We start from the raw sequence: 24,850 nt of genomic DNA on the forward strand, positions 1-24,850 counted from the left end.
ATAAAAGTTTTGACAAAACGATTTTAAGGAAGGAAGTGCAACTATGGATTTTGCAACAGTTATGCAGGAGCTTGAAGCCCTCGGTAAGGATCGAATGAAAAAAATGTACATATCGAATGGTGCTCATGAGCCTCTTTTTGGTGTAGCTACAGGCGCTATGAAACCAATGGCAAAGAAAATAAAAATAAATCAACCTTTAGCGGAAGAGCTTTATTCTACAGGTAACTACGATGCAATGTACTTTGCAGGCATTATTGCAGATCCGAAAGCTATGACAGAGTCGGATTTTGATCGTTGGATGGATGGGGCGTATTTTTATATGCTGTCCGATTATGTGGTGGCAGTAACTTTATCAGAGTCCGATATTGCACAAGACGTTGCAGATAAGTGGATTGCAAGCGGTGACGAGCTGAGAATGTCAGCGGGCTGGAGTTGCTACTGCTGGCTTTTAGGAAATCGTAAAGACATTGAATTTTCCGAAAGCAAGATTTCCAATATGCTTGATATTGTGAAAAATACGATCCATGAATTGCCAGAACGAACGAAATCGTCTATGAATAACTTTCTATCCACAGTGGGGATTTCTTATTTGCCACTTCATGAAAAGGCAGTCAAGACCGCTAAGGAAGTAGGTATAGTAGAAGTCAAACGGGAAAATAAAAAAAGCAGTCTTCTAAACGCCTACGAAAATATTCAAAAAGAAATTGATAGAGGAAGACTTGGTTTCAAACGCAAATATGTTAGGTGCTAAAAATTGGCTTAGTTGCGTAGGCGGTTCAATATAATAATGAACAAAAAACTGTTTCATAAAGGGGAAGAGCGTTATTGAAAACGATTTACCTTATCCGTCATTGCCAGGCATTCGGTCAGGAAAGGGATGCTAATTTAACTGAAATAGGTATCAAGCAATCTGTTGAATTGGCGGAATTTTTTACTACTAAAAATATTGATCAAATAATAGCAAGTCCTTTTAAGAGAGCTGTTGATTCCGTAGTTCCACTCGCAAATATGAAGAAACTTAGAATCGTTAAAGATACACGTTTAACTGAGAGGGTACTTAGTACAACTGATCAACCCGAATGGTTTGACATGCTAAGAAGAACGTTTGAAGATGTAGATCTTTGCTTTGATGGCGGGGAATCAAGTAGGACGGCTGCAAAGCGTGCGATCGATGTAATAACAGAGATAGTAGAAGGACCATATGACACGACCTTAGTTGCAACACATGGGAATTTATTATCTTTAATACTAAATTATTTTAATAACAAGTATTCTTTTGAAACATGGCGGGATTTGACGAATCCAGATGTTTATCAATTGGATTTTGATACCAATTCAATTAATATAAAGAGAATTTGGAAATAGGATTAACAAAAAGTGAACGCATGATATTCATGTGTTCACGGATAAAGTTTCTTTAAATGACAGCCAAGTCCGTTCAAGATTCTTTGTAACAGAAATGGGTGTTCCGTAAAATTCAGATAATCTTTTTTCTGTTAATAGATCAACTGTATTACCGGAGGCGAATGGTTCACCATTTTTTAATAATAAAGTTTTTTGAAAGGAAGGAAGAATTTCTTCAACATGATGTGTAACATAGATCAAAGTAGGGCCATCTGGTTGATTCGCTAATGTTTCAATCAACTGTAAAAGCTGTTCCCGAGCAATGATATCCAGTCCTGTACATGGTTCATCTAGTATAAGTAATTTTGGCGCGGCCATTAAAGCTCTTGCAATTAGTATGCGTTGGCGTTCACCTTGGGATAAAGTTTGGTACATTCGGTTTCTTAAATGCTGGCAATCTAGTAATGTGAGTAAATCATGAACTTTTTCATAATCTTGTGGAGATGCTTGTTCATATAAACCAATGCTTGCAAATTTGCCGCTCAATACGATATTTTCGACTATTTCTTCATCAGGTAACTGCTGTTGTAATGAGGAGCTTACCCATCCAATTGATTTCCGTAGCTCGCGTAGATCGGTACGACCGAATTTGTTCCCTAATACATTCACTTCTCCTTTTGTCGGCCAAATATACCCATTAATCATATTAAGTAGAGTTGTTTTTCCAGATCCGTTAAGTCCGAGAATACACCAATGCTCTTTTTCTTTCACATCCCATGATAGATTTTGTAAAATCCAGTTTTCCCCGCGTTTCCAGCATACGTTCTTCATATTAATAATCATTTGCTTCATTCCTTTTATAGGTGATTGTAATTAACGGTTTTAAACTATTTAGAAAATATTGAATATATGATAACACCCTTCACCGAAAAAAAGCAAAATTAAACGTCCCCCAAAATCATCGAATGCTATTGCTTTTTATCTTTTCTATAGTTAATGAATTAATTTTGTAACAATAATAATCTAACAAAATTCAATAATTTTTTATTGTAAATCGATAAATGTTATGTTAAATTCAAAAAAGACATTAAATAGGTGAGGTGCTTTTTATGAAACGAGTGTCAACACTCTTTTTGAAGATAGCTGTTATTCTTATTGGAATTCCGATTCTTGCTTTGTGTATTTTTTTGGTGCCAAAGATAGCGAATTATTCAGCAGAACTTCTTCCAAATATTACTTATATTAAATATTTTGTTTTAATCTATATGTATGTAACGGCGATACCTTTTTACTTTGCCCTTTATCAAGCATTTAAACTTTTAAGTTATATTGACAAAAATAAAGCTTTCTCAAAAATTTCTGTAACTGCGTTAAAAAATATAAAATACTGTGCCATTTCTATCAGTATCCTATATGCGGGAGGTATGCCGCTTTTTTATCTAGCGGCTGATAAAGACGATGCTCCAGGTATTATCTTAATTGGATTGGTCGTTATTTTTGCTTCCATGGTGATTGCAGTCTTTGCCGCTGTTCTTCAAAAGCTGTTAAAAGAAGCGATTGATATAAAATCAGAAAATGACTTAACGGTTTGAGGTGAAAACAATGGCAATTATAATCAATATTGATGTGATGCTTGCTAAAAGGAAAATGAGTGTAACCGAACTATCAGAGAAGGTTGGAATCACAATGGCTAACCTTTCAATATTAAAAAACGGAAAGGCAAAAGCGATTCGATTATCAACTTTAGAGGGAATTTGTAAAGCTTTAGAATGTCAGCCAGGAGATATTTTAGAATATCGAAGTGATGAAATTAAAGATTAATAAAATGGGGATATTTAACACTAAAAGGAGAGGGGAGATTTCAATGAATCAAGTTCGTAAAAGGGGAGCTACACATGCATATAATCATTCGAAAATCGAAGCACAAATCGCGAGACCACTAAAGCAACTTGTTCATTTTGGATGGGAACAGGCATTATCATGTTTGTTTCCTGTCGTTATTTTTGCCTCTTTGGCTCTTACACAAATCATACCGCTTCCCTTCCTGCCTAGGTATGACTGGCTGCTGATCATTTGCCTTCTGATGCAGTGGTGGATGGTTCGATCTGGACTTGAAACAATGGATGAATTAAAGGTAATCTCATTGTTTCACCTTATTGGACTTGCTCTTGAACTTTTCAAGGTACATATGGGTTCTTGGTCTTACCCAGAGGAAGGATATTTCAAAATTTTTGGAGTGCCTTTGTATAGCGGATTCATGTATGCAAGCGTAGCGAGTTATCTTTGCCAGGCTTGGAGGAGGTTGAAGGTTGAGCTGGTTAAGTGGCCACCATTTTTGGTAGTTGTACCTCTTGCAGCTGCGATTTATTTGAATTTCTTTACTCACCACTATTGGATTGATGTCCGTTTATGGTTATCAGGGCTTGTCATTATCGTTTTTTGGAAGTCATGGGTCATATATGAAGTTAATGGAACACGTTACCGTATGCCACTATCATTTTCTTTTGTGCTCATCGGATTTTTTATATGGGTAGCCGAAAATATCGCCACATTCTTTGGAGCTTGGCAATATCCAAACCAAACCGAAGCCTGGAGTCTCGTTCATCTAGGAAAGGTAAGTTCGTGGCTTTTATTAGTGATTGTTAGCTTTCTTATAGTAGCGACGTTAAAACAGGTTAAGGGAAAAAGCACTACCAGTATTGATAGTAGTAAATGATTGTAATTCTCTTATTAAAAGTCGGATCCTTATCACAGTAAGGAATTCGACTTTTTTCAAATATGTATTTCATTCATTGCTGTCCCTACGATAATTTAAGCTCCCATAATTCTTTTATGTCGATGCTTTCGCTTCTCTCATAACCTACATGCATGAATATGATGCAAATATACAATTGGAAGTTATGAAGGGGGAGGAGTATGATAAGTATGTAAAAAGAACAGGTGGGATTATTCGCGATGGAATGGCATCAAATTCAATATTTTCAAGTCGTTGCAAAAACAGAACATATTACGCGTGCCGCTGAATCATTATCCATTTCGCAGCCGGCATTGAGTCGATCCATATCCAAGCTTGAAGAGGAGTTAGGAGTACCGTTATTTGACCGTAACGGAAGAAACATTATCTTAAATCAATACGGGAAAATGTTTCTCTATCGTGTTGAGCGTTCGATTAAGGAAATCGAGAATGGGGTTGAGGAAATAAAACAAGCACTACACCCTGAGCATGGGACAGTATCGTTAGCCTTTCTTCATTCACTCGGAATTAGTTTTGTCCCTGAAATCGTGAGTTCGTTCCAAAGTCAATTTCCTAATGTGAAATTTCAATTGAATCAAGCATCATCACTTTCAGTTTTGGAACAATTAGAATCAGGTGAAATTGATGTTGCACTTGTTTCGTTGCATCAAGAACATAAGGATATTGTTAGGCTTCCTCTGATTACTGAAGAATTATTTATTATCGTATCTATCCATCATCCGTTAGCGAATCAGGATACAGTTGATTTACATGATATAAAAGATGAACCGTTTATCGCATTTAAAGATGGATACGGTTTGAGAACGATCACGGATCAGCTTTGTGAACAGGCTAATTTTACGCCAAAAGTAGTTTTTGAGGGTGAAGAAATTGGAACGGTTGCAGGACTCGTTGGGGCAAAATTAGGAGTATCACTTGTCCCTAATTTAAGTATTTTGGACAAAAATAAAGTGAAGTTACTTCGGGTTGCTAGGCCGTTATGTACTCGTACAATAGGGATTGCTTGGAAAGAAGGTCGTTATTTATCACCTGTAACAAAACGATTTATTCAATATGTAAAAAATCAAGGTAATTTGCAATGAGATTAATGGTTCCAGTTGTTAGGACATGGAACATTACTAGTAAAAAGGAGTATTCATCATGAGTTATATCGAACGTGGAACAAAAAACTTTCGAATGGCAAGCCTAGCATTGTTTGCTGGGGGATTTAATACATTTGCTATTCTTTGGAGCACACAACCATTATTGCCCGAGATCGCGAAAGAGTTCCACCTCTCACCAGCCATTTCTAGTTTAACATTATCATCAACAACGATTGCATTAGCAATTAGTATGCTCCTTGTTGGATCATTATCGGAAGTGTACGGAAGAAAATCAGTTATGACTGTTTCTTTAGTAGCATCATCTATTTTAGCTATTTTGACAGCTTTAAGCCCAAATTTTCATTTACTATTACTCTTTCGAATTTTACAAGGGATTGTGCTAGCTGGGTTACCAGCAATTGCAATGGCTTATTTAGGAGAAGAAATAGATCCGAAAAGTCTTGGGATGGCAATGGGCTTATATATAAGCGGGAACTCGATAGGTGGTATGGGTGGCCGAATTATTAGCGGGATGTTAACTGATTATTTTAATTGGCATATTGCGCTAGTAGGTATTGGAATCATAAGTTTATTCGCCAGCTTGTTATTTTGGCTTGTGTTACCAAATTCAACTCATTTTCAACCTAGACCGTTTGAAGTAAAGAAATTAGGTAAGTCGCTTTTTAGCCAATTTAAAGAGCCAGGACTTATTTACTTATTCTGTATTGGCTTTTTATTAATGGGAAGCTTTGTAACACTTTATAATTATATTGGATTCCAATTAGTCGCACCTCCATACTCATTAAGTCAAACATTGGTCGGTTTTATTTTTATTGTATACATTGTGGGAACATTCAGCTCAACATGGATGGGGATATTGGCTGACCAACATGGTCGCAAAAGAATGATACAAGTTTCATTATTTATTTTATTGATTGGCGCGATAATTACATTGAATACAAATCTTTCGTTGAAAATTATTGGGATTGCCATATTTACCTTTGGCTTTTTTGCTGGACATTCAATAGCGAGCGGCTGGGTCGGTAAACTGTCAACCCATGATAAAGCCCAGGCATCATCATTGTATTTATTTTTCTACTACGCTGGCTCTAGTATCGGTGGAACCGCAGGTGGAACATTTTATAGCGATTTTGGCTGGATCGGCGTTGTTAGTATGATTGTCATTTTTTCTTTAATTGCGATTGCTTGTTCAATACGCTTAGGTGTTATTACAAAGAAAAAACTACAATTGTCCTCGCATATTGCTTGAATTTTTATAAATCGAATAAAAAAGAGGAGAGTGCTATTCTCTCCTCTTTTTTATCGAAATGATGAAACTAATCTAAAAATCTTTGTCTTTCCTCTTTGCTTGGAATCATACAAGTTTCTCTTTTTCCAAACCATCTTTAGCGATATTTTGCGATGATCTCATAAAATGTATTTCGAATTGGTATAGGTACGAAACGAAAAATGGATAAGAGTCGCCAAAATCCTCGTAAATGTTTACAAATTCTTAAAACTGCGTTTGATTTAATAAAATATGTATCGTCTTCTATTAATACAAGGCTGTTAATATCCTCATTAATCTGGTATTTATCCAATAGTGATTTTCCAGTTTCACTTTGTAGTGATGCGAACTTGAAATAGCCTTTAGGGTCCCTCTTCAAGATAAACTGTACACTGCTATTGCAAAAATTACATACACCATCAAATAAAATGATTCCGCCCATGTAAAATCACCCACTAAATTTTATGTAAATTAAGGATAACATATTAATTATGTTTATAAGTAAAAAATAATGGGTAAATAATAATACTCCCACTTATGAAAATAGGAGTATTGATACATAGCTGGTCTACGATTTTGGAACGTGCTCGAAAATTTCCCCGCTTTCGAAAAAGTCAACTAACCGAGTTAGCCATTGATAGTAGTCTGACCATACTTTCATTTCTTTCAGTAGTTCATTGACGCTTGCTTCAACTTCTGGTGATAACTCTTCATGTTTCTTTAATAGGGAGAGTTCTCTAGATAATTTTTTTTCAAATATTTTATTGCGATTGATCGTTTTTCGCCAATTGGAGGTGAAGATAGAAATAAAGGTTTCGTAATAATCGGATTCGACATCATAAATATCTTTGCGAACACCTTTTTCGAAAACTTTTTCAGCAATATTGATATCAAGCATTTCACGAACAACTTGGCTCATTCTTGTTTTACTCATACCAGTTGCAGCAGATAGTTCATCAAGCGTCATCGGTTTCCGGTTCATATAAATAATACCTAGAACACGACCAACCGTAGTGGATACTCCATACGTACGCATATTATCTGCAATCTTCTCTATATATTGTTCTTTAGCTTGATTAATTAATTTTAATGGTTTCTCATCCATAGGTAGTAGGCTCCTTTCAACCACCTAATTTACTAAGTCAATGTATCACAAATTTAGGAAAAAATAAACAAGCAATACAGGGAGTAAAACGGAGCATGTAAAAGTAATAGTAAGAATAATGTGGTTTTTAACAATATGCACTCACGAATTTGCTTATAATCTATACAATATATAAAATTTATAAACTTTATATTTCACAAATTGTACGATACAATTAAATGGTAAATAAAAAAGTAAGTATTTTATGAAATTTACGGAGGTGTCTTCATTTTGCTTAAATTTGATCATGTAACAAAAGTGTATAAAGGCGGAAAGAAAGCAGTCTCAGATTTAAATTTAGAATTTAATCCAGGAGAGTTTATTGTATTCATCGGACCAAGTGGTTGTGGGAAAACAACAACGATGAAAATGATCAACCGTCTCATTGAACCGTCAAGTGGCAATATTTATATTAATGGAAAAAATATAATGGAAAAGGATCCAGTACAACTTAGAAGAGAAATCGGGTATGTTATTCAACAAATTGGTTTATTCCCCCATATGACCATTCAACAAAACATATCACTCATTCCAAAACTATTAAAATGGCCGGAAGAGAAACGACGTGCGCGGGCCAAGGAGCTGCTCAAACTGGTCAACATGACAGAAGACTATTTAGATCGTTACCCACATGAGTTAAGTGGTGGACAGCAGCAGCGGATTGGTGTGCTTCGTGCACTTGCAGCGGACCAACCATTAATACTAATGGATGAACCGTTTGGCGCACTTGACCCCATTACACGGGATTCCTTACAAGATGAATTCAAAAAGTTACAACAAACGCTAGGGAAGACAATTGTATTTGTTACCCATGATATGGATGAAGCACTTAAACTAGCGGATCGTATTGTGATTTTGAAAGATGGTCAATTAGTTCAAGTCGGTACTCCGGATGAGATATTACGTGAACCAGCCAATGACTTTGTTGAAGAATTTATCGGTAAAGAACGTTTATTACAAGCAAGACCAAATATACAAACGGTTGAGCAGGTAATGAACGCTAACCCAATTACGATTACGGAAGATAAATCCCTATCCGAAGCGATTCAGATTATGAAGGAAAAACGAGTAGATTCTCTCCTCGTAGTCGATGGAAACCAAGTTTTAAAAGGATATATTGATGTAGAAATAATAGATCAAAATCGCAAGAAAATGGTTCAAGTAGCGGATGTATTAGAAACGGAAGTATTTGCTGTTGAAAAAGAAACATTAGTCCGAGATACGATTCGAAAAATATTAAAAATGGGAATGAAATATGTTCCTGTAGTCGATGGCCACAATCGTTTAGTGGGGATTGTAACTAGAGCTAGTTTAGTAGATATTGTCTACGATTCTATTTGGGGTGATGTACAAGAGGAGATTGAAACGAAAAATGTTGGCTAGGAGGGAGCTAGATGGATAGCATTATACAATTTTTAACTAGTAATTGGAGCGAGTTATTATTTAAAACATGGCAGCATTTCTATATTTCTATCATTGCTGTTTTCCTAGGAATAATTGTTGCCGTTCCGATAGGGATTGCTTTAACGAGAACACCGAAATTAGCAGGAGTAATCATGGGTATTGCTGGTGTCATCCAAACCTTTCCGAGTCTCGCTATTTTAGCCTTTTTTATTCCGATTCTAGGTGTTGGAAAGGTGCCTGCAATTGTTGCGTTATTTTTCTATTCAGTCCTACCCATCTTGAGAAACACATATATAGGTGTCAAAGGGATCGAACGAAACTTGCTTGAGGCAGGTCGCGGGATGGGTATGACTGGATGGGAACGGATTCGCTATGTCGAAATTCCATTAGCGATACCGGTTATTATGGCTGGTATTCGATTGTCTACCGTTTATTTAATTGGATGGGCAACACTTGCTGCCTTCATCGGTGCAGGTGGACTTGGTGACTATATATTTAGTGGACTTAATTTATATCAAACAGAGTTTATTATTGCAGGGGCAATCCTGGTAACAATTCTTGCTCTGCTTGTCGATCTCTTATTAGGAAAACTTGAAAATTGGGCAACACCGAAAGGGATACGTAAATTAGAACAAGCTGCATAAGGAAGGAGCATTAGTATGAAAAAACGAAAATGGTTTGTCGTCTTCGTTTTGTCAATCTCATTGATCATCAGTGGATGCTCTTTACCTGGTTTAAGTGCATCTTCAGATAAATCGATTTCGATAGGTATGGTGACAACAACAGAAACACAAATTCTTGGATATATGGAAAAATATATGATCGAACATTATACGGATTTAAAGGTGGATTTGGTGAACAATTTAGGTTCATCCATCGTTTTGCATAAAGCAATGCTTAACGGGGATGTTGATATCTCAGCTGCACGCTATACAGGTACCGATTTGCCGGGTGCTCTTGGGATGGATCCAGTGAACGATCCAAAAAAGGCATTAAAAATTGTTCAGAAAGAATTTGATAAACGTTTTGATCAAACATGGTTTGATTCATATGGATTCGCCAATTCGTATGCATTTACTGTAACGAAAGACTTTGCTGAAAAAAATAACATATCAAAAGTTTCCCAATTAGAACCAATGGTGAAAGACTTGAGTTTAGGTGTTGATAATTCATGGTTAAAACGAAAAGGGGATGGCTACGAAGGTTTTGTGAAGGAGTATGGCTTCGAATTCGGTCAAACCTTCCCAATGCAAATCGGTCTCGTTTATAAAGCAGTCCAAAGCGGAAAAATGGATGTTGTTTTAGCTTATACAACGGATGGCCGAATCAATGCATATAATCTTCAGGTACTGGAAGATGACAAACATTTCTTCCCACCTTACGACGCATCGCCTGTTGCTAGAAATGATGTATTAAAAAAACATCCTGAACTAAAAGGAATCTTACAAAAGCTGGTTGGAAAGATTAGTACGAAAAAAATGCAGCAATTGAATTATGAAAGCGATGGGAAAATGAAAGAGCCTTCTGTTGTTGCTAAAGAGTTTTTAGAGGAAAATAACTATTTTGAGTAAGACTGGAGGTGTGTGAATTGAATACGATACAAGGATTATTTGATTATTACGCTCACAATGGTGGATATGTTTGGGAACAGTTTTATCGACATTTTCTAATGTCAGCATACGGGGTAATTTTTGCTGCGATTGTTGCTATTCCGTTTGGAATCATCATTGCGCGATACCGCAGGCTTAGTACGTGGGTAATTTCACTTGCAAATATTATCCAAACGATTCCTGCCTTAGCGATGTTATCGGTCCTAATGTTAGTTATGGGGTTAGGAACAAATACAGTAGTCCTTTCATTATTTCTATATTCACTTTTGCCAATTTTAAAGAACACTTATACAGGAATTGTTAATGTCGATCAATTCTTGTTGGAGTCCGGAAAAGCGATGGGGATGACGAAATTTCAAATACTAAGAATGGTTGAGCTGCCACTTTCATTATCCGTTATTATGGCAGGTCTCAGAAACGCACTAGTTGTCGCAATTGGGATTGCAACAATCGGAACATTTGTCGGAGCAGGTGGACTAGGTGATATTATTGTCCGCGGTACGAATGTAACGAACGGTTCGTCCATAATATTGGCTGGAGCGATTCCGACTGCATTAATGGCAGTTGCTGCAGACTTTTTGATGGGCTGGCTGGAACGAATCCTATCTCCTGTGAAAAAGAAAAAAGAAGTAAAATTAGAAATGAAGGAAGCTGCATAATATGGAACAGAGGGTGTAGACCAACAACAAGACTTATAATTCAGATAAAAAAAGTCAGAATTAATCTTGACATATTAAATGTTCAAATATTATTATTAATACAATTAAATAATTCTTATCCAGAGAAGCCGAGGGACTGGCCCGAAGAAGCTTCAGCAACCTCTACTTAGGTAGAAAGGTGCTAATTCCAGCAAGCATTCGCTTGGAAGATAAGAGATGACGCATTGAGGAGTCCTCTTTTCTTTTTGAAAAGGGGACTTTTTGCTTGAAAAATTTTATAAGAAAGAAGGTTAGTGATATGAGTAAAGTAGTAATTTTATGTGGGAGCCCATCTGATAAGTCCAAAACAGATCTTGTGTTGAAACATGTTCAATTTTTATTAGAGAAAGAAGGGATTTCTGTTTCGTATGCTTCAGTTGTCGATTTCTCACCTTTAGATTTAGTAAATAGCCGTTATGACAGTCCGGATATTAATCATTTGGCACAAACGATTATAAATGCAGATGGCGTCATTATCGGATCACCTGTGTATAAAGCATCCTACACAGGTGTATTAAAGACATTAATTGATTTATTGCCTGAAAGAATACTTAAGGGAAAACCTGTTTTTCCTGTAATGGTAGGAGGCAGTGGTGCGCACTTACTCGCTCTAGATTATGCATTAAAACCACTCATAACAACATTAAAGGGAAATCCTTTACAAGGAATTTATATTTTAGAAAGTGCTATTGACAAATCCAATAAACGAAATCCTCTGACACATATTGAGTCGATTCAACGATTATCTGAGCAGGTTGACGGATTTGTTAAGTCGATTAAACAGCTCAAACAATTTACAGCGCAATCTTTGTAAAAAATTTAGGAGGTCTGAAAATGGTAAAAAAAAGAATCTATTTGAATGCTTTTGATATGAATTGTGCAGGTCATCAATCCCCTGGTTTATGGTCACACCCAGAAGATCGCTCCTCTACTTATAAAGATGCAGAATATTGGACTCATCTTGCGCAGGTCTTGGAAAAGGGTTGTTTTGATGCGATATTCTTAGCTGATGTGTTAGGTACTTATGATGTTTATCAAGGCTCAAGGGATCCTGCAGTTCGCCAAGGTGCACAAGTACCGGTAAACGATCCGGCATTTGTCGTTCCAATAATGGCTCAAGTAACAAAACATCTAGGATTTGGATTAACAGCTTCAACAAGCTACGAACATCCATATACGTTTGCCAGGAGAATCTCTACTTTAGATCATTTAACGAAAGGGCGTATCGGCTGGAATGTTGTTACCTCCTATTTAAATAGTGCTGCATTAAATATCGGCCTTGATAAACAGCTTAGTCATGATAATAGATACGATATTGCTGATGAATATATGGATGTTGTCTACAAATTATGGGAAGCGAGTTGGGAGGATGACGCCGTTATTGTAGATAAAGAGAAGGGGATCTATACGAATCCGAGTAAAGTTCATGATATTGAACACGAGGGTACGTATTATAAAGTTCCAGGTGCGCATTTATGTGAACCATCACCTCAAAGAACACCTGTTATCTTTCAAGCGGGTGCATCTTCTAGAGGCAGAAAATTTGCGGCAAAGCATGCAGAGCTAGTTTTCATTGGCGCAACTACAATGGAAAGTACGAAAAAGACAGTTCAAGCTTTTCGGGAAGAAGCTATTAAAGCTGGAAGAAAACCAGAAGAAATAAAAATTCTAACTCTTATTACCCCAATTGTCGCCCCGACACAAGAAGAAGCAGAAGCGAAATATAATGAATACAAAAAATACGCGAGCTACGAAGGTGCACTAGCATTAGTTGGCGGATGGACTGGACTCAATTTAGAGGAACTTAATCCACAAGAGAAAATTCAATATGTGAAAAACGATGCTATTCAGTCAGCATTGAAGTCATACTCAGAGTTTACTGTAGAAGAAGTAGCAGAATTTGTTGGGGTTGGTGGATTAGGTCCAGTTATTGTCGGCTCTCCAACGAAAGTTGCGGACTCATTAGAGGAATGGGTAGAAGTAACGGGAGTAGATGGTTTTAATATAGCTTATGCGATTACGCCTGGAACCTTTGAGGATTTCGTAGAATTTGTCATACCAATTCTACAAGAGCGTGGATTAGTCAGAAAAAAATATGAAGAAGGGACATTCCGGAAAAAATTATTTGGAAATGATTTTTTACATGAACATCATCCAGCTAGACAACATCGAAATAGGAGAATACCTGTTTAAAATATGAAAAACCTTATTCTCGTAAACTACGAAATAAGGTTTTTCATATTTTACTATTAGCACTAGAATTGGCTGAAATAAAAGCCATTTTGAAACGCCTATTCCGCTTGGTGGATTGAATGTTTAAAAAGAAGGATTATTTTATAGATTATCGAAGTTTTATATATCAAAGGATTTTTTGAAATTATCTTTTTGTATTTGGAGGGTATTGATGAATAAACAAGTATTAGAGACCATAGTTGATTGTATGGCTGCAAATATAGAAATGCGGGATATTCAAAGGATACAAACAAAGCATCGTATGAAACTAGTTGAGTTTTGGGAAATTGAAAAAGGGGATAAGGTCCTTGAAATAGGCTGCGGTCAAGGGGATACAACAGCAGTGCTTGCCTATTATGTAGGAGAAAGTGGTCTAGTTCAAGGAGTAGATATTGGTTCTGAATCTTACGGTAGTCCGGTATCATTAGGTGATTCTGCAATGTATTTAACACATTCAAAGTTAGGTAAGCAGATTAATATGAACTTTAATGTGGATATACTGTCCCCTGAAATAGATTTTCCAGATGGATATTTTGATTGTATCGTATTATCACATTGCTCGTGGTATTTAAAGTCAAAAAAAGAATTATTTGAAATACTGAGCAAAATTAAAAAATGGGGAAAAAAATTATGTTTTGCAGAATGGGATACAAACATTCATAAAATTGAACAGTATTCTCATTTTTTATCTATTCTTATTCAAGCACAACTTGAGTCGTTTAAGGACAACAGTGAATCAAATGTACGAACATTATTTACCCCAAATGAAATAATAAAAATCGCAAAACATGCTGGTTGGACAATCACGAATGAAACATCTATTTTTTCCCCAGATATACAAGATGGTCAATGGGAAATACATAATGTTTTAACAGAATTTGATGAAGAACTACAAAAAAATGGTGAACTACCTATAAAGCTTAAAGAACTCCTTCAATCTGAAAAAAACATGCTAGAAGAGCATATTAAAGTAAATAAAATTATTCCTTTGTCAGTCTATGCTTTTACAGCAAACTAAATGTAAATTAGAAAAATGAAATAAAAAGGTGAATGATTATGGAACTAAAATGGCTAGAATGGGTGAAACAGTTACAAGCAATTGCCCAAGCAGGGTTAACTTATTCTAATGATATTTATGACAAGGAGAGATTTGAATTAATAAGAAAGATTAGTATAGAAATCCTATCCAATCAGACAAATATGGATACAACCTTTATAAAAGATTTATTTGCAAATGAAACAGGCTATCAAACACCAAAAGTAGATATTCGAGCTGTTGTTTTAAGAAATAAGAAAATTCTATTGGTCAAAGAAAAGACAGATAACAAGTGGGCGTTACCTGGAGGATGGGCGGACATTGGATTATCGCCAAGCGAAGTTGCTGTTAAAGAAGTAAAGGAAGAATCAGGCTACGATGTAAAAGCAGTTAAACTATTAGGAATTCTAGATAAAAAGTATCATCCACATCCACCTTCACTTTATCATGTATATAAAGTTTTCATCCAATGCGAAATTATTGGCGGGATGTCTTTAGAAGGAATTGAAACCAGTGATGTAAGCTTTTTTGCTGAAAATGAACTACCTGAACTATCAGAAGCCAGAAATACTAAATCACAAATTGAGATGGCAATAAGAATAGCAAATAGTTCAGATGAACGTATATATTTTGATTGAATTGTTTAAATTCTGATTGTTTTATGTCATATTGGTTAAGTATCTGTTTGGGCGAGGGAAGTTGGGAAAACACCAGTTTCTGCGAACTTCACAGGCAGGGGTCTTGTTACAAAAAAGTAATTTCGTAAATAAACACAATCTAGAAGCAGTAGACAAAATCTACTGCTCTTAATTTAGGAGGAGGAGAGCCGTGATGCGAGTGGGTTCAAGCTCCCATTATTCAAACACATCCTAGGATGAAATTAACTGCAGTTTGCACGATGAATCGTCATCAAATCCCAGATGGAATATTTAGTGAATCAACTATTCCTAAACATTATCGAAACTGGAACAAAATGATAGATTATGAAGAACTCGATCTATTATTTGTAAGTTCATTGCCTCCGTTTCACTATAATATGGTTAAAACAGCACTAAAAAAAGGAATTAATATTGTTTGCGAAAAGCCATTTACAATGAATCGCCATGAATCGAGAGAATTAATAGAACTAACGACACACTATTCCGCCAAAGTAATGATAGATTTTGAATGGAGATTTCTTCCTATCAGGCAAAAAATGAAAAAATTATTTCAAAACAATATTGGGGATCTTATTCATTTTGATTATCATATTTCGAGTACACAATATGAGCATCTTCACTTAACAAGTAGAGGATGGATGGCGCAAAAAAAACAATTTGGTGGAATGTTAGGTGCAATTGGATCACATATGATCGAATGTAATGAGATGGATAGTAGGTGATGAAATAGAAAAAATTAATGGCTTTGTACACACACATGTTCCAGAAGGAGCAGGTGAGTTTCGGGATGCAGATGATGCTTTTTTCATTCATGGAAAGATGAAGAATAATTCTACTTTTTCCCTTCAACTGCTTTCAGGGGTAAACCATGGATTCGGATCCCAATTAAGGATATTTGGTAGTGCGGGAACGATTGTGCTGATGAATGATAATACTCTTAAATATGGAAAAGGAAGTAAACCATTAAAAAAAATCCATATTCTTCAACAAGAGAATATTCCTGTTCATCTTACTTTAGAAGCGAAGGCTTATTATCCTGCTTTTTATCCGTTTTTGGAAAAAGTATATGAATATATTATTTTTGACAAATTAGATAGAGATTTACCAACAATTCAAGATGGATATGAAAACCAAGTTATATTAGATAAGATTTTGGCAAATTAATATATAGTTTAGCGTAATTAGTTCTAAAAAGAAGTCAACCACTTTTGCGGCATCTTTCTGTGATAGTTCAGCTTGGGTAGAAATAGATTTTACCAATTCTATTTTAAACCTTCCTATGCATGATCTTGGGTTTCAAATTCTTATAGTTACGCTGAAAAGAAACGTTTTTATTACAATATGTCAGTCCATTATAAAAATAAAGACTATACTGGACCTACATCAATTCAGTACTGGGAATCTACAGTGGAGAAAATAATAAGAAAATTAATATATAAAGAGGAGGGAAAAGGACAGTGAATCCATTACAAGAAGAAAGGCAAGTACAACCTAATAAAGCGTTTGAGTCTTTTTTATCCTTTGTTGCATTCACGATTGCATTAAAACTGCTTCCTTTATTTGAATGTTTAACCGATAATCTCGCACTTCAAATTATTTTAGGATTAGCTCTTGCTGCACTTGTTATACAGTGGTTCATAAATAACAATAAACTAGTCGATATGCTAAGAATAATGTGTAAGCGTTTAAATCTCAATATAGTTTATTTATATCTCGCGTATATCATTTTATATCTCGTAGTTGTTTTAGTTATTCTTTGATCTAAAACAGCGAAGTGAAGACCCTGTTTTTTATACGGTATAGAAAGTCGTTGAATCAATAAACCCTAAAGGTAGACTAAAAATGTAGTATTGTGGGATATTCAAAAAAATTAATTCAACTTGGAACTTAGGAAGGCTGAAGAAATGAAAAAAGGAAAGACGAATGCGATGAGAATACTAGATAAGGAAAAAATCACATATAAAATGATGACTTACACAACTGATGACGGGAAAATTGATGGAGTGTCAGTTGCTGAAAAAATTGGAAGAGAAGATGGAGTCGTATATAAAACCCTAATCTCCCAAGGCTCAAGCAAGGCATACTATGTGTTTATCATACCAGTTGATGCTGAGCTTGACCTAAAGAAAGCAGCAAAGGCTGCAGAGGAAAAGAAGATAGAAATGATTCCAGTAAAGGATATTATCAAAGTATCCGGATATGTCCGTGGTGGTTGTTCCCCGATCGGTATGAAAAAATTATTTCCTACTTTTATTGATGCAAAAGCACGAACACTAGATACAATTATTGTAAGCGGAGGAAATATTGGCGTGCAAATTGAGTTGGAGCCAGAAAGTTTAGAAAGAGTAGTGAAGGCCCGATACGTGGATTTGTCTAAATAAGGGTTAGTAAATATTACCTAACCCTTTAATAGATTTAAAAAATCTCATCCAATTCTTGATATCCCCTATACTGATTATCTACACTTTCCAATGCATGTTCGAAATGTTTGCTTAACTCAATTTTAAGCTCATCTTTTTTATTGTTTTTAATTAATTCAAGTATTCGTTTGTGCTCCTTTGGACTATAAGGTTTCTGCAAAGGATTTTCGAAAAAATCGTCATATAGGATTAAATAAATGCTAGTTTGGTTAATAAGTGTCTCAATAAAACTATTTAAAAATTTGTTTTGGCATTTTCTCGTTATTAATAAATGAAATTGTTTGTTTGCAGTTACATATTCTTCTACATTCTTTTCTACTAACACCTTATGTTCTTCCTCAATTAAACGACTGATTTCTTCATAATCATTTTCATCCATATAATCGATGGCTGTACATACCGCCATATATTCTAATTTATCCCTTAATTGATATGCTTGTATAATTTCATCTCTTGTTGGATTTGTTACGAATGCACCTTTGTTAGGTATCAGATCGACGAGACCTTCAAGTGATAATTTTTGAATGGCATTACGAATTGGAGTGCGGCTAACTTGTAATGCCTCGGATATGGTCGTTTCTTTTAATTGTTTACCAGGTGCCAATTTCCTAGATAAAATGGCATTTCTTAAATGTTGATATACCACGTTTTCCATGGATGTTTTTTTCATTGTTATCCCCACCTTACCCTTACTTTCAATAGATATGATTGTTTCATTTGGACTAAATATTCAAAATATATTGACAGAATGAATCTTTTAGCTTTAAACTACATATAAATTGTACTACAATTTTGAGCAACAATATATAAAAAATGTGTAAGCATTATCAAAGGACAAAAATTATGAGGGGGATGGAGTATGAGGAAATATTGGTTGTTAATGCTCGCATTGTTGGTTTTTGTGGGAATTGCGTCAGGTTGTGGAAGCAAAGAATCAGGGGGTAGCAGCAAAAAAGGTGTACTTGATCGAGTGGAAGATGCTAAAGTTCTAAAAGTCGGTTTTGAAGGGACTTACCCTCCTTTTAACTTTTTGAATGATAAAAAAGAATATGAGGGATTCGATGTAGACATATCAAATGAAATGGCAAAACGGTTGGGAGTAAAGACGGAGTTTGTTGCGACAAAGTGGGAAAGTCTTATTGGAGGGTTAAAATCGGATAAATTTGATATTATTATCGGTCAAATGACAGTGACAGATGAGAGAAAGAAAAGCGTGGATTTTACCGATCCGTACGTAGTGACAGGTTCTGTGTTAGTTACAAGAAAAGATACAGATAACATTAAGGTTTTGAATGATATTAAAGGTAAAGATGTTGGGGTCGGCGGTGGAACAACATTTGAAGAAGTTGCAAAAAGTGTTGATGGAGCAAATGTTAAGCTTTACAAAGCAATGAACGACTACGTACAAGATTTAATTAATAAAAGACTTGATGTGATTATTAATGACCAATTGTTAATGAGCTACAACATCAAAGAAAAGAACCTTCCAATTCAAATTACAAGTGACATTTTAAATAAAGACGAAATTGGCATGGCTGTAAAAAAAGGAAATGAAGATTTCGTTAAAAAAGTCAATCAAATATTACAAGAGATGAAAGAAGACGGTAAGTATAATGAAATCTATAAAAAATGGTTTGGAACTGAGCCTTTAGTAAAGTAATTTTATTTACATCAATTAAGGAGTGGTTTATATGCAAGTAAAAGTGTTAGGAACTGGGATGATTGGAACCACTGTAGTTAGTGAACTTGTTAAGTATTCGAGTATTGATCAAATCACTGCAGTCGATGTCAGTCAAGATAGTATTGATAAATGTCTGAAAAAAGCAAAACACCCTAAAGTGAAAGGATTATCGACTTCGTTAAATTCTGACGAGGAAATCTATCAAGTCCTTAAAGATGCTGATATTGCAGTAGCATGTTTACCACATTCATTAAGCTTGCCTGTGATTCACGCTGCAATTAGAGCTAAATGTCATATAGTCGATCTGGTAGGTTCAAAGATTGATGAGAAGATGCAGCTTGATCAACAAGCAAGAGAGGCAGGGGTGATTATTATGCCCGGTTGTGGTGTAGCTCCAGGTATCACAAATTTTCTTGCTGCCCAAGGAATCCAAATGCTTGATGAAGCAGATGAAGCTGTCATGATTTGTGGAGGAATTCCTAGACATCCATTACCACCTTTATGGTATCAAGTTGTTTTTCGCCTTGAAAGTGTTATGGGGCTTTACACCAGACCGGCCACAGCTGCTGAAAATGGTAAACTAGTTGAATTACCGCCTCTATCTGGATTAGAAAAGATAACCTTCCCTGAACCGGTAGGAGATTGTGAGGCAGTAATTACCGATGCTCATAGTACGGCCTATACTTTAAAAAACAAGGTTAATAGATTATATGAAAAAACCGTTCGTTATGCCGGCCATTGGGATAAAATGGCGACTTTAGCTGAACTAGGCTTCTTTGATGATACCCCAATTGATATTCACGGCCACCAAATTACTCCAAGATTATTCACTGAAAAGGTGCTAACTCCAAAGTTAAAAGGAAAATCGAATGAAGATATTACCGTATTAAGAGTAGAGGTAACTGGTAAAAAGGCTGGAGAGCAGATGAAGTATTCATGGGAAATGGTTGATTTTTATGATCACGAACGAAATATTACCTCAATGGCTAAAACAACAGCTATGCCTGCAATGCTATTAGCACATTGGATTGCTTCTGGAAAAGTGAAGGAAGTGGGTGTCGTTCCTATCGAAAATATCATTGTCGGGGAACGTTTTGATCCATTTATGGAAGAATTACAGCATTTAGGAGTTACGATTAATTTTAAGGAAAAATCAATGTAATTTTGTTAAAGAGTACCTTCTTAGTGGATGAATGGGGGAAACTTCATGGATATCTCAATAATTATTGAATCATTGCCAACATTATTAAACGCTACATTAATGACGATTCTTTTAGCTATCGTTTCAATACTGATTGCACTAGTCTTAGGTTTTTTTACCGCTTTAGCACGCTTATCAAAGATTAAAATATTAAAAGTGATTGCTTCAATCTATGTATCAATTTTTCGTGGAACACCCCTTCTAGTTCAAATATTTGTTATTTATTACGGCCTTCCGCAAATAAATATCGAATTAGATCCGATACCTTCAGGCGTTCTTGCATTAAGTTTAAATGCCGGGGCTTATTTATGCGAATCTTTCCGTTCTGCAATAATGTCGGTTGATAAAGGGCAAATGGAAGCTTCGGTTTCTTTAGGAATGACCTACGGGCAAGCATTAAGAAGAATTATTTTACCTCAAAGTATCCGCATAGCTATTCCTACATTATCAAATACATTTATTGTTCTTATAAAAGATACATCGCTAGTATCTGTCATTACCGTTACAGAACTATTGCAAATGTCCTCATTGTTAATTGCGAAAACTTTTGAACCATTAACTATTTACTTACTGGCTGCAGCTTTATATTGGATATTAATAACATTTTTTACTATCCTTTTAGACAAAATGGAGAAGAAAACATCAAAACATTTAGTTCAATCATAATTATTGAAGGGGGATAGGTATGACGGTAGTTCAATTAGAAAATATAAAAAAGTCCTTTGCAGGTAATGAAGTATTGAAAGGAATTGATCTCTCTGTAAACAAAAGTGAAGTTGTTGTTATTATGGGGCCGAGTGGATCAGGGAAATCAACGTTACTAAGATGTATTACTTATTTAGAGGAACCAAACGAAGGGGTTATCCACGTCGGTCAACGGAGTTTAATCGCTGGGGAAAAGCTGAACAAAAGTCGGAAGTCAATTATAAACGAAATACGGAAAAATACCGGATTTGTTTTTCAACAATTTAATTTATTTCCTCATAAAACCGCGATTGAAAATGTTATGGAAGGTCCGATTGTGATAAAAAAATGCAACGGGAGAAAGCTAGGAAGCTTGCGGAAACCTTATTGGAAAAGGTAGGACTTGGGGAAAGGTCTCATCATTATCCATCACAACTTTCAGGTGGGCAGCAACAAAGGGTCGCAATTGCTAGAGCTCTATCTATGGAACCGATGGTTATGCTGTATGATGAACCTACATCAGCGCTTGACCCAGAACTTGTACGCGAAGTTTTATTAGTAATGAAGGAATTGGCACAAGAAGGGATGACCATGGTCGTTGTAACACATGAAATGGGATTTGCACGAGAAGTAGCCGATCGAATTATTTTTATGGATGGTGGAGTGATCGTTGAAGAAGGGACACCAGATCAAATTTTTAATTATCCAAAGGAAGAAAGAACGAAACGTTTTCTTTCAAAAAGTGAGGCGATTTAAAAATGCAATAAAAAAAGCAACTAGTCGTAAAAAACTAGGTGCTTTTTTTATGTTTGATTCTGGAGATATCTTAAATACACGATAAAATGGAAAATTGATCTATATAATTAACTGAAAATTTGATAATATAATAAAAATAGAAAATTAAAATTTATCTGTTAAATAGGGAGGAGAAAGGGAATTTGGTCAAGATAGTGAAAGTCATCCCATTTGTTATTCTTTTTTTTGCTGCGTTATGTGGATTTAAACAATCGGTTTTGGCGGACGAATGGTCTCCCGTTATAAATCCATTCAATGATAAAGATCAAGTAATTACTGGCAAAGCTGCGAACCAAACTTCAGTAGAGGCATTTGTAGATGAACAGAAATTAAGTCTAAAAACATATAATGCGGATACGGGTTATTTTGAATTTTACCCTTCTTCATTATTAAAAGCAGGCAAACAGGTAAAATTCATTTTTATTAAAGATGATGAACAACAGATTATTTATCAAAAGGTACAAGCGGCACCCGCACCCAAAAAACCAGTTTTAAACCCCATTTCAAACAAAAGTACTTTTTTAACTGGAACGGCTGAACCCAATAGTACAATTTACATTACAATAAATAAAAAAGTAAAATCTATGCAACTAAAAAACTCGAAATCTTTTAAAATGGACTTCGACGATAAGAGACCTTTGAAGGCTGGCACGAAGGTATCGGTATATGTAATTGATAAAGCAGGGAGAAAAAGTGGAACTGTTACTGTAACAGTTGCGGACAAAATACCACCTGCAGAACCCAAAATGGAATTAGTTACGGACAAATCGTTTTCTATTAAAGGAATAACTGAGGCGAGGGCAACGGTCTTTATTTACAAAGGAAAAAAACGGCTGGCTAAAATTAAAACAGGAACTTCGGGAAAATTCACATATAGGATGCCATTACAGAAGGCAAATTCCTCTTTTGATATTTATGCTATAGACGCTGCCGGGAATAAGAGTAAAACAAAGAAAGTTAAGGTAAAAGCAAAAAATCGGCCAACCAAAAAAGTGGTATCTGCGCCAGTTGTTAAACAGTTTCCAGAACTTGCAAGGGGATGCGAAGTTACTAGTTTAGCAATGCTGTTAGGTGATGCAGGGGTGAAAGTAAGTAAGATGACCCTTGCCTCCAAGGTGAAAAAGGATCCGACGAAATATAAGGTAAAAAACGGGAAAAAATATTTTGGTAATCCATATTACGGTTTTGTTGGGGATATATACACCTTCAAAAAACCGGGCCTTGCTGTTTATCATGGACCCATCGCATCTTTAGGCTCAAAATATTTGCCAAATCGAATTGTTGATTTGACAGGGAGTTCTTTTGATAAAGTAAAGGATTATGTCGCTGCAGGACATCCGGTCTGGGTCGTCACAACGAGTTGGTTCCGCTATGTACCTAGTAAGTATTGGACAACTTGGTATACACCTCATAGCAAAATTCGTATCACCTATAAAGAACACTCAGTTCTAATTACCGGCTATGACAAAAAATACGTCTACTTTAATGACCCAATGGACGGTAAGAAAAATAAAAAGAAACCACTTAAACAATTCATCGAAGGCTGGAAACAATTCGGCAACCAAGCAATCAGCTACTACTAAAGCTCCTTTATAAAAGGTATTTACGGGAGTGTATTTAACTGAAGTGTCTTTACAGAAGTATCAACAGAAGTGTCAGGCACCTTGTGAAATTTTCACAAGGTGCCTTTTTAGTATAGTTTAAGTATTATTTTTAAATAATTTTTTTGTGAAGTTATAATATGTCAGGTGCTTGTTTTTTCTTTTGTTTTGATAGTCTTTCATAAACTTCTAAACAAATATAGCCGATGGCAGGGATTAGGATTAAAAGGATAAATCCGATCGGTCCGCTAACAAACTTTGAAAAGTATCCTGCTTTCGGAATTTTTAATTGTAGACTTCCTACAAGTTGATCAGTTGTAACAATTTTAGAATCAGCTACATTATTATTGTCGCCTTTCGTAACAAATCCGATCGTGCCTTTATTCTTTTTAATAGCGATTACACGGTGGGTAATAAATTTTGTCGGTGTTTCTTTAAAGGTTATTACATCATTTACTTTCACTTCCGAAGGCTCAACCTTTTTAATAAAAACTAAATCTCCAGCTTTAATAAAAGGATGCATACTATTTGTTAAAACGGTTAAAGGGCTAATTCCAAAGAGTGTAGGTACTTTTTCAGGATGCTTTTTTGATTGAAATGAGAAATAGAGTAGAAAAACAATGACAAAAAAGATAATTGCAAGAAAAAGGATCGAAATAAACTTTGATAGTTTTTTAATCATAAGCTTCACAACCTTCTTTTGTTTTCAGAATGTTCAACAAAGACAGTTTTCTCTCGTCATTGTAAACTGTTTTTCTCCATTTAAAAACCGCTATATTATCCTAATTTTCCTCATATTCCGATAGAAATGTAGACAATTCTTATTATTTCTCTTGTTTCCTTAACTTCACCAAATTTCAAGTAATGACCAATTTGGGGTAATTTCGACTGTAATTTCACCTTTTTTCCTTTGTTTATAGGAGAAAAGACATTAGGAATAAAGGTTCGATTTTCTATTTTTATTCATAATTCATACATACTTATGAGTTTTTACCTACCAATAGTGGGCTAAAAGCACTGACTTTTATTTCTATAATTACCCCAATTTACGTCATATCTTGTCTCCTATACAATTGTGTTAAGTGAATATTTGTTCAATTTTGTTTATATTGAATTTTCTAATCCATATAAACTAATTGTCTTGTTCAAAGATACTTCTAGAAAAATCACATCATGCTTTTCACTTAAAAAATGGTAAAGGTATTGTAAAAAGTTC

General features: G+C 35.3%; 27 protein-coding genes, 2 pseudogenes and 1 riboswitch. Of the genes and pseudogenes, 24 read left to right on the forward strand and 5 right to left on the reverse strand.

All coding sequences use genetic code 11. The features are described from left to right. Positions 1–43 precede the first annotated feature (43 nt). Positions 44–751 carry a DNA alkylation repair protein gene (locus tag B5V89_RS16635; RefSeq protein ID WP_108073075.1) on the forward strand — a complete coding sequence of 236 codons (708 nt, stop codon included), beginning with the start codon at positions 44–46 and terminating at the stop codon, positions 749–751. Positions 752–825: 74 nt separating this feature from the next. After that, on the forward strand, positions 826–1,365 hold the full coding sequence (locus B5V89_RS16640) for a histidine phosphatase family protein (protein ID WP_108073077.1): 540 nt from the start codon (positions 826–828) through the stop codon (positions 1,363–1,365). A 27-nt stretch (positions 1,366–1,392) separates the two neighbouring features. Here the strand turns inward: B5V89_RS16640 and B5V89_RS16645 are convergent, their stop codons facing one another. Beyond that, positions 1,393–2,187, reverse strand: coding sequence for an ABC transporter ATP-binding protein (locus B5V89_RS16645; protein ID WP_066233494.1), 795 nt, complete (start codon positions 2,185–2,187; stop codon positions 1,393–1,395). Positions 2,188–2,453: 266 nt separating this feature from the next. On the opposite strand from B5V89_RS16645, the gene B5V89_RS16650 reads away from it, so the two are divergent. The 5 genes from B5V89_RS16650 (at position 2,454) to B5V89_RS16670 (ending at position 6,451) form a co-directional block, all read left to right on the forward strand. After that, positions 2,454–2,936 carry a DUF2975 domain-containing protein gene (locus B5V89_RS16650; RefSeq protein ID WP_066233499.1) on the forward strand — a complete coding sequence of 161 codons (483 nt, stop codon included), beginning with the start codon at positions 2,454–2,456 and terminating at the stop codon, positions 2,934–2,936. 10 nt (positions 2,937–2,946) lie between these two features. Then, positions 2,947–3,165 (forward strand): helix-turn-helix domain-containing protein, encoded by a 219-nt coding sequence (locus B5V89_RS16655; RefSeq protein ID WP_066233503.1) that lies wholly within the window; start codon positions 2,947–2,949, stop codon positions 3,163–3,165. Between the two features lie 43 nt (positions 3,166–3,208). Next, the gene (locus B5V89_RS16660; RefSeq protein WP_244913526.1) at positions 3,209–4,060 is read left to right on the forward strand and encodes a DUF817 domain-containing protein; all 852 of its coding nucleotides are present in this window, start codon (positions 3,209–3,211) and stop codon (positions 4,058–4,060) included. A gap of 239 nt (positions 4,061–4,299) precedes the next feature. Then, the gene (locus B5V89_RS16665) at positions 4,300–5,181 is read left to right on the forward strand and encodes a LysR family transcriptional regulator (protein ID WP_066233505.1); all 882 of its coding nucleotides are present in this window, start codon (positions 4,300–4,302) and stop codon (positions 5,179–5,181) included. 58 nt (positions 5,182–5,239) lie between these two features. Continuing rightward, positions 5,240–6,451 carry an MFS transporter gene (locus B5V89_RS16670; RefSeq protein WP_108073080.1) on the forward strand — a complete coding sequence of 404 codons (1,212 nt, stop codon included), beginning with the start codon at positions 5,240–5,242 and terminating at the stop codon, positions 6,449–6,451. 67 nt (positions 6,452–6,518) lie between these two features. Here B5V89_RS16670 and B5V89_RS16675 read toward each other — a convergent pair. Together B5V89_RS16675 and B5V89_RS16680 are read right to left on the reverse strand one after the other, a co-directional pair. Then, a pseudogene (locus tag B5V89_RS16675) lies at positions 6,519–6,911 on the reverse strand (thiol-disulfide oxidoreductase DCC family protein). A 126-nt stretch (positions 6,912–7,037) separates the two neighbouring features. Then, a complete protein-coding gene (locus tag B5V89_RS16680) occupies positions 7,038–7,574 on the reverse strand; it encodes a GbsR/MarR family transcriptional regulator (RefSeq protein ID WP_108073082.1) in 537 nt (178 codons plus the stop codon). Between the two features lie 270 nt (positions 7,575–7,844). Between B5V89_RS16680 and B5V89_RS16685 the strand changes: the two genes are divergently transcribed. The 12 genes from B5V89_RS16685 (at position 7,845) to ybaK (ending at position 17,633) form a co-directional block, all read left to right on the forward strand. Next, entirely contained in the window at positions 7,845–8,996 is a 1,152-nt protein-coding gene (locus tag B5V89_RS16685; protein WP_108073084.1) for a betaine/proline/choline family ABC transporter ATP-binding protein, read from the forward strand. Positions 8,997–9,007: 11 nt separating this feature from the next. Beyond that, the gene (locus B5V89_RS16690; protein ID WP_108073086.1) at positions 9,008–9,661 is read left to right on the forward strand and encodes an ABC transporter permease; all 654 of its coding nucleotides are present in this window, start codon (positions 9,008–9,010) and stop codon (positions 9,659–9,661) included. 9 nt (positions 9,662–9,670) lie between these two features. Beyond that, positions 9,671–10,588 (forward strand): osmoprotectant ABC transporter substrate-binding protein, encoded by a 918-nt coding sequence (locus B5V89_RS16695; RefSeq protein WP_376067278.1) that lies wholly within the window; start codon positions 9,671–9,673, stop codon positions 10,586–10,588. 17 nt (positions 10,589–10,605) lie between these two features. Next, positions 10,606–11,286: an ABC transporter permease gene (locus B5V89_RS16700; RefSeq protein ID WP_066233522.1), complete on the forward strand. Its 681-nt coding sequence runs from the start codon at positions 10,606–10,608 to the stop codon at positions 11,284–11,286. Positions 11,287–11,398: 112 nt separating this feature from the next. Continuing rightward, a riboswitch (SAM riboswitch) is annotated at positions 11,399–11,502 on the forward strand. An 82-nt stretch (positions 11,503–11,584) separates the two neighbouring features. Further along, positions 11,585–12,139, forward strand: coding sequence for an NADPH-dependent FMN reductase (ssuE, locus tag B5V89_RS16705; RefSeq protein ID WP_108073108.1), 555 nt, complete (start codon positions 11,585–11,587; stop codon positions 12,137–12,139). 20 nt (positions 12,140–12,159) lie between these two features. After that, positions 12,160–13,518 carry an LLM class flavin-dependent oxidoreductase gene (locus B5V89_RS16710; protein ID WP_108073088.1) on the forward strand — a complete coding sequence of 453 codons (1,359 nt, stop codon included), beginning with the start codon at positions 12,160–12,162 and terminating at the stop codon, positions 13,516–13,518. A 211-nt stretch (positions 13,519–13,729) separates the two neighbouring features. Continuing rightward, positions 13,730–14,575 (forward strand): class I SAM-dependent methyltransferase, encoded by an 846-nt coding sequence (locus B5V89_RS16715; RefSeq protein WP_108073090.1) that lies wholly within the window; start codon positions 13,730–13,732, stop codon positions 14,573–14,575. Between the two features lie 38 nt (positions 14,576–14,613). After that, positions 14,614–15,231, forward strand: coding sequence for an NUDIX hydrolase (locus B5V89_RS16720; protein WP_108073092.1), 618 nt, complete (start codon positions 14,614–14,616; stop codon positions 15,229–15,231). A 260-nt stretch (positions 15,232–15,491) separates the two neighbouring features. Then, positions 15,492–15,974 (forward strand): Gfo/Idh/MocA family protein, encoded by a 483-nt coding sequence (locus tag B5V89_RS20495; RefSeq protein ID WP_244913527.1) that lies wholly within the window; start codon positions 15,492–15,494, stop codon positions 15,972–15,974. Next, a complete protein-coding gene (locus B5V89_RS20500) occupies positions 15,955–16,416 on the forward strand; it encodes a Gfo/Idh/MocA family protein (protein ID WP_244913528.1) in 462 nt (153 codons plus the stop codon). The genes B5V89_RS20495 and B5V89_RS20500 overlap by 20 nt, the downstream gene beginning before the upstream one ends. A 293-nt stretch (positions 16,417–16,709) precedes the next feature. After that, positions 16,710–17,012, forward strand: a complete 303-nt coding sequence (locus B5V89_RS16735; protein WP_066233542.1) for a hypothetical protein — start codon at positions 16,710–16,712, stop codon at positions 17,010–17,012. A gap of 144 nt (positions 17,013–17,156) precedes the next feature. Continuing rightward, positions 17,157–17,633 (forward strand): Cys-tRNA(Pro) deacylase, encoded by a 477-nt coding sequence (gene ybaK / locus B5V89_RS16740; RefSeq protein WP_107920232.1) that lies wholly within the window; start codon positions 17,157–17,159, stop codon positions 17,631–17,633. A gap of 34 nt (positions 17,634–17,667) precedes the next feature. Here ybaK and B5V89_RS16745 read toward each other — a convergent pair whose 3' ends face one another. Then, complete coding sequence (locus tag B5V89_RS16745) at positions 17,668–18,342, reverse strand: GntR family transcriptional regulator (RefSeq protein WP_108073094.1); 675 nt, start codon at positions 18,340–18,342, stop codon at positions 17,668–17,670. Positions 18,343–18,531: 189 nt separating this feature from the next. Here B5V89_RS16745 and B5V89_RS16750 point away from each other — a divergent pair, with 189 nt between their 5' ends. From B5V89_RS16750 to B5V89_RS16770, 5 genes and pseudogenes are all read left to right on the forward strand, one after another. Next, positions 18,532–19,332: a transporter substrate-binding domain-containing protein gene (locus B5V89_RS16750; RefSeq protein ID WP_108073096.1), complete on the forward strand. Its 801-nt coding sequence runs from the start codon at positions 18,532–18,534 to the stop codon at positions 19,330–19,332. A 31-nt stretch (positions 19,333–19,363) separates the two neighbouring features. Then, on the forward strand, positions 19,364–20,515 hold the full coding sequence (locus B5V89_RS16755; RefSeq protein WP_108073098.1) for a saccharopine dehydrogenase family protein: 1,152 nt from the start codon (positions 19,364–19,366) through the stop codon (positions 20,513–20,515). A gap of 45 nt (positions 20,516–20,560) precedes the next feature. Beyond that, on the forward strand, positions 20,561–21,220 hold the full coding sequence (locus B5V89_RS16760) for an amino acid ABC transporter permease (RefSeq protein ID WP_108073100.1): 660 nt from the start codon (positions 20,561–20,563) through the stop codon (positions 21,218–21,220). A gap of 19 nt (positions 21,221–21,239) precedes the next feature. After that, a pseudogene (locus tag B5V89_RS16765) lies at positions 21,240–21,994 on the forward strand (amino acid ABC transporter ATP-binding protein). Positions 21,995–22,176: 182 nt separating this feature from the next. Further along, the gene (locus B5V89_RS16770) at positions 22,177–23,616 is read left to right on the forward strand and encodes a C39 family peptidase (RefSeq protein WP_108073102.1); all 1,440 of its coding nucleotides are present in this window, start codon (positions 22,177–22,179) and stop codon (positions 23,614–23,616) included. A 151-nt stretch (positions 23,617–23,767) separates the two neighbouring features. On the opposite strand, the gene B5V89_RS16775 is transcribed toward B5V89_RS16770, so the two are convergent. Then, entirely contained in the window at positions 23,768–24,316 is a 549-nt protein-coding gene (locus tag B5V89_RS16775) for a signal peptidase I (protein ID WP_108073104.1), read from the reverse strand. Positions 24,317–24,850: the final 534 nt, after the last annotated feature.

The organism is Heyndrickxia sporothermodurans (assembly GCF_003055045.1).
GTDB classification, from domain to species: Bacteria; Bacillota; Bacilli; order Bacillales; family Bacillaceae_C; genus Heyndrickxia; species Heyndrickxia sporothermodurans.

Coding starts and splice junctions, on each gene's coding strand:
- B5V89_RS16635 (WP_108073075.1), top strand. CDS start 44: ATGGATTTTGCAACAGTTATGCAGGAGCTTGAAGCCCTCGGTAAGGAT.
- B5V89_RS16645 (WP_066233494.1), bottom strand. CDS start 2,187: ATGATTATTAATATGAAGAACGTATGCTGGAAACGCGGGGAAAACTGG.
- B5V89_RS16650 (WP_066233499.1), top strand. CDS start 2,454: ATGAAACGAGTGTCAACACTCTTTTTGAAGATAGCTGTTATTCTTATT.
- B5V89_RS16655 (WP_066233503.1), top strand. CDS start 2,947: ATGGCAATTATAATCAATATTGATGTGATGCTTGCTAAAAGGAAAATG.
- B5V89_RS16660 (WP_244913526.1), top strand. CDS start 3,209: ATGAATCAAGTTCGTAAAAGGGGAGCTACACATGCATATAATCATTCG.
- B5V89_RS16665 (WP_066233505.1), top strand. CDS start 4,300: ATGGAATGGCATCAAATTCAATATTTTCAAGTCGTTGCAAAAACAGAA.
- B5V89_RS16670 (WP_108073080.1), top strand. CDS start 5,240: ATGAGTTATATCGAACGTGGAACAAAAAACTTTCGAATGGCAAGCCTA.
- B5V89_RS16680 (WP_108073082.1), bottom strand. CDS start 7,574: ATGGATGAGAAACCATTAAAATTAATTAATCAAGCTAAAGAACAATAT.
- B5V89_RS16690 (WP_108073086.1), top strand. CDS start 9,008: ATGGATAGCATTATACAATTTTTAACTAGTAATTGGAGCGAGTTATTA.
- ssuE (WP_108073108.1), top strand. CDS start 11,585: ATGAGTAAAGTAGTAATTTTATGTGGGAGCCCATCTGATAAGTCCAAA.
- B5V89_RS16710 (WP_108073088.1), top strand. CDS start 12,160: ATGGTAAAAAAAAGAATCTATTTGAATGCTTTTGATATGAATTGTGCA.
- B5V89_RS16715 (WP_108073090.1), top strand. CDS start 13,730: ATGAATAAACAAGTATTAGAGACCATAGTTGATTGTATGGCTGCAAAT.
- B5V89_RS16720 (WP_108073092.1), top strand. CDS start 14,614: ATGGAACTAAAATGGCTAGAATGGGTGAAACAGTTACAAGCAATTGCC.
- B5V89_RS20495 (WP_244913527.1), top strand. CDS start 15,492: ATGAATCGTCATCAAATCCCAGATGGAATATTTAGTGAATCAACTATT.
- B5V89_RS20500 (WP_244913528.1), top strand. CDS start 15,955: ATGAGATGGATAGTAGGTGATGAAATAGAAAAAATTAATGGCTTTGTA.
- ybaK (WP_107920232.1), top strand. CDS start 17,157: ATGAAAAAAGGAAAGACGAATGCGATGAGAATACTAGATAAGGAAAAA.
- B5V89_RS16745 (WP_108073094.1), bottom strand. CDS start 18,342: ATGAAAAAAACATCCATGGAAAACGTGGTATATCAACATTTAAGAAAT.
- B5V89_RS16750 (WP_108073096.1), top strand. CDS start 18,532: ATGAGGAAATATTGGTTGTTAATGCTCGCATTGTTGGTTTTTGTGGGA.
- B5V89_RS16755 (WP_108073098.1), top strand. CDS start 19,364: ATGCAAGTAAAAGTGTTAGGAACTGGGATGATTGGAACCACTGTAGTT.
- B5V89_RS16760 (WP_108073100.1), top strand. CDS start 20,561: ATGGATATCTCAATAATTATTGAATCATTGCCAACATTATTAAACGCT.
- B5V89_RS16775 (WP_108073104.1), bottom strand. CDS start 24,316: ATGATTAAAAAACTATCAAAGTTTATTTCGATCCTTTTTCTTGCAATT.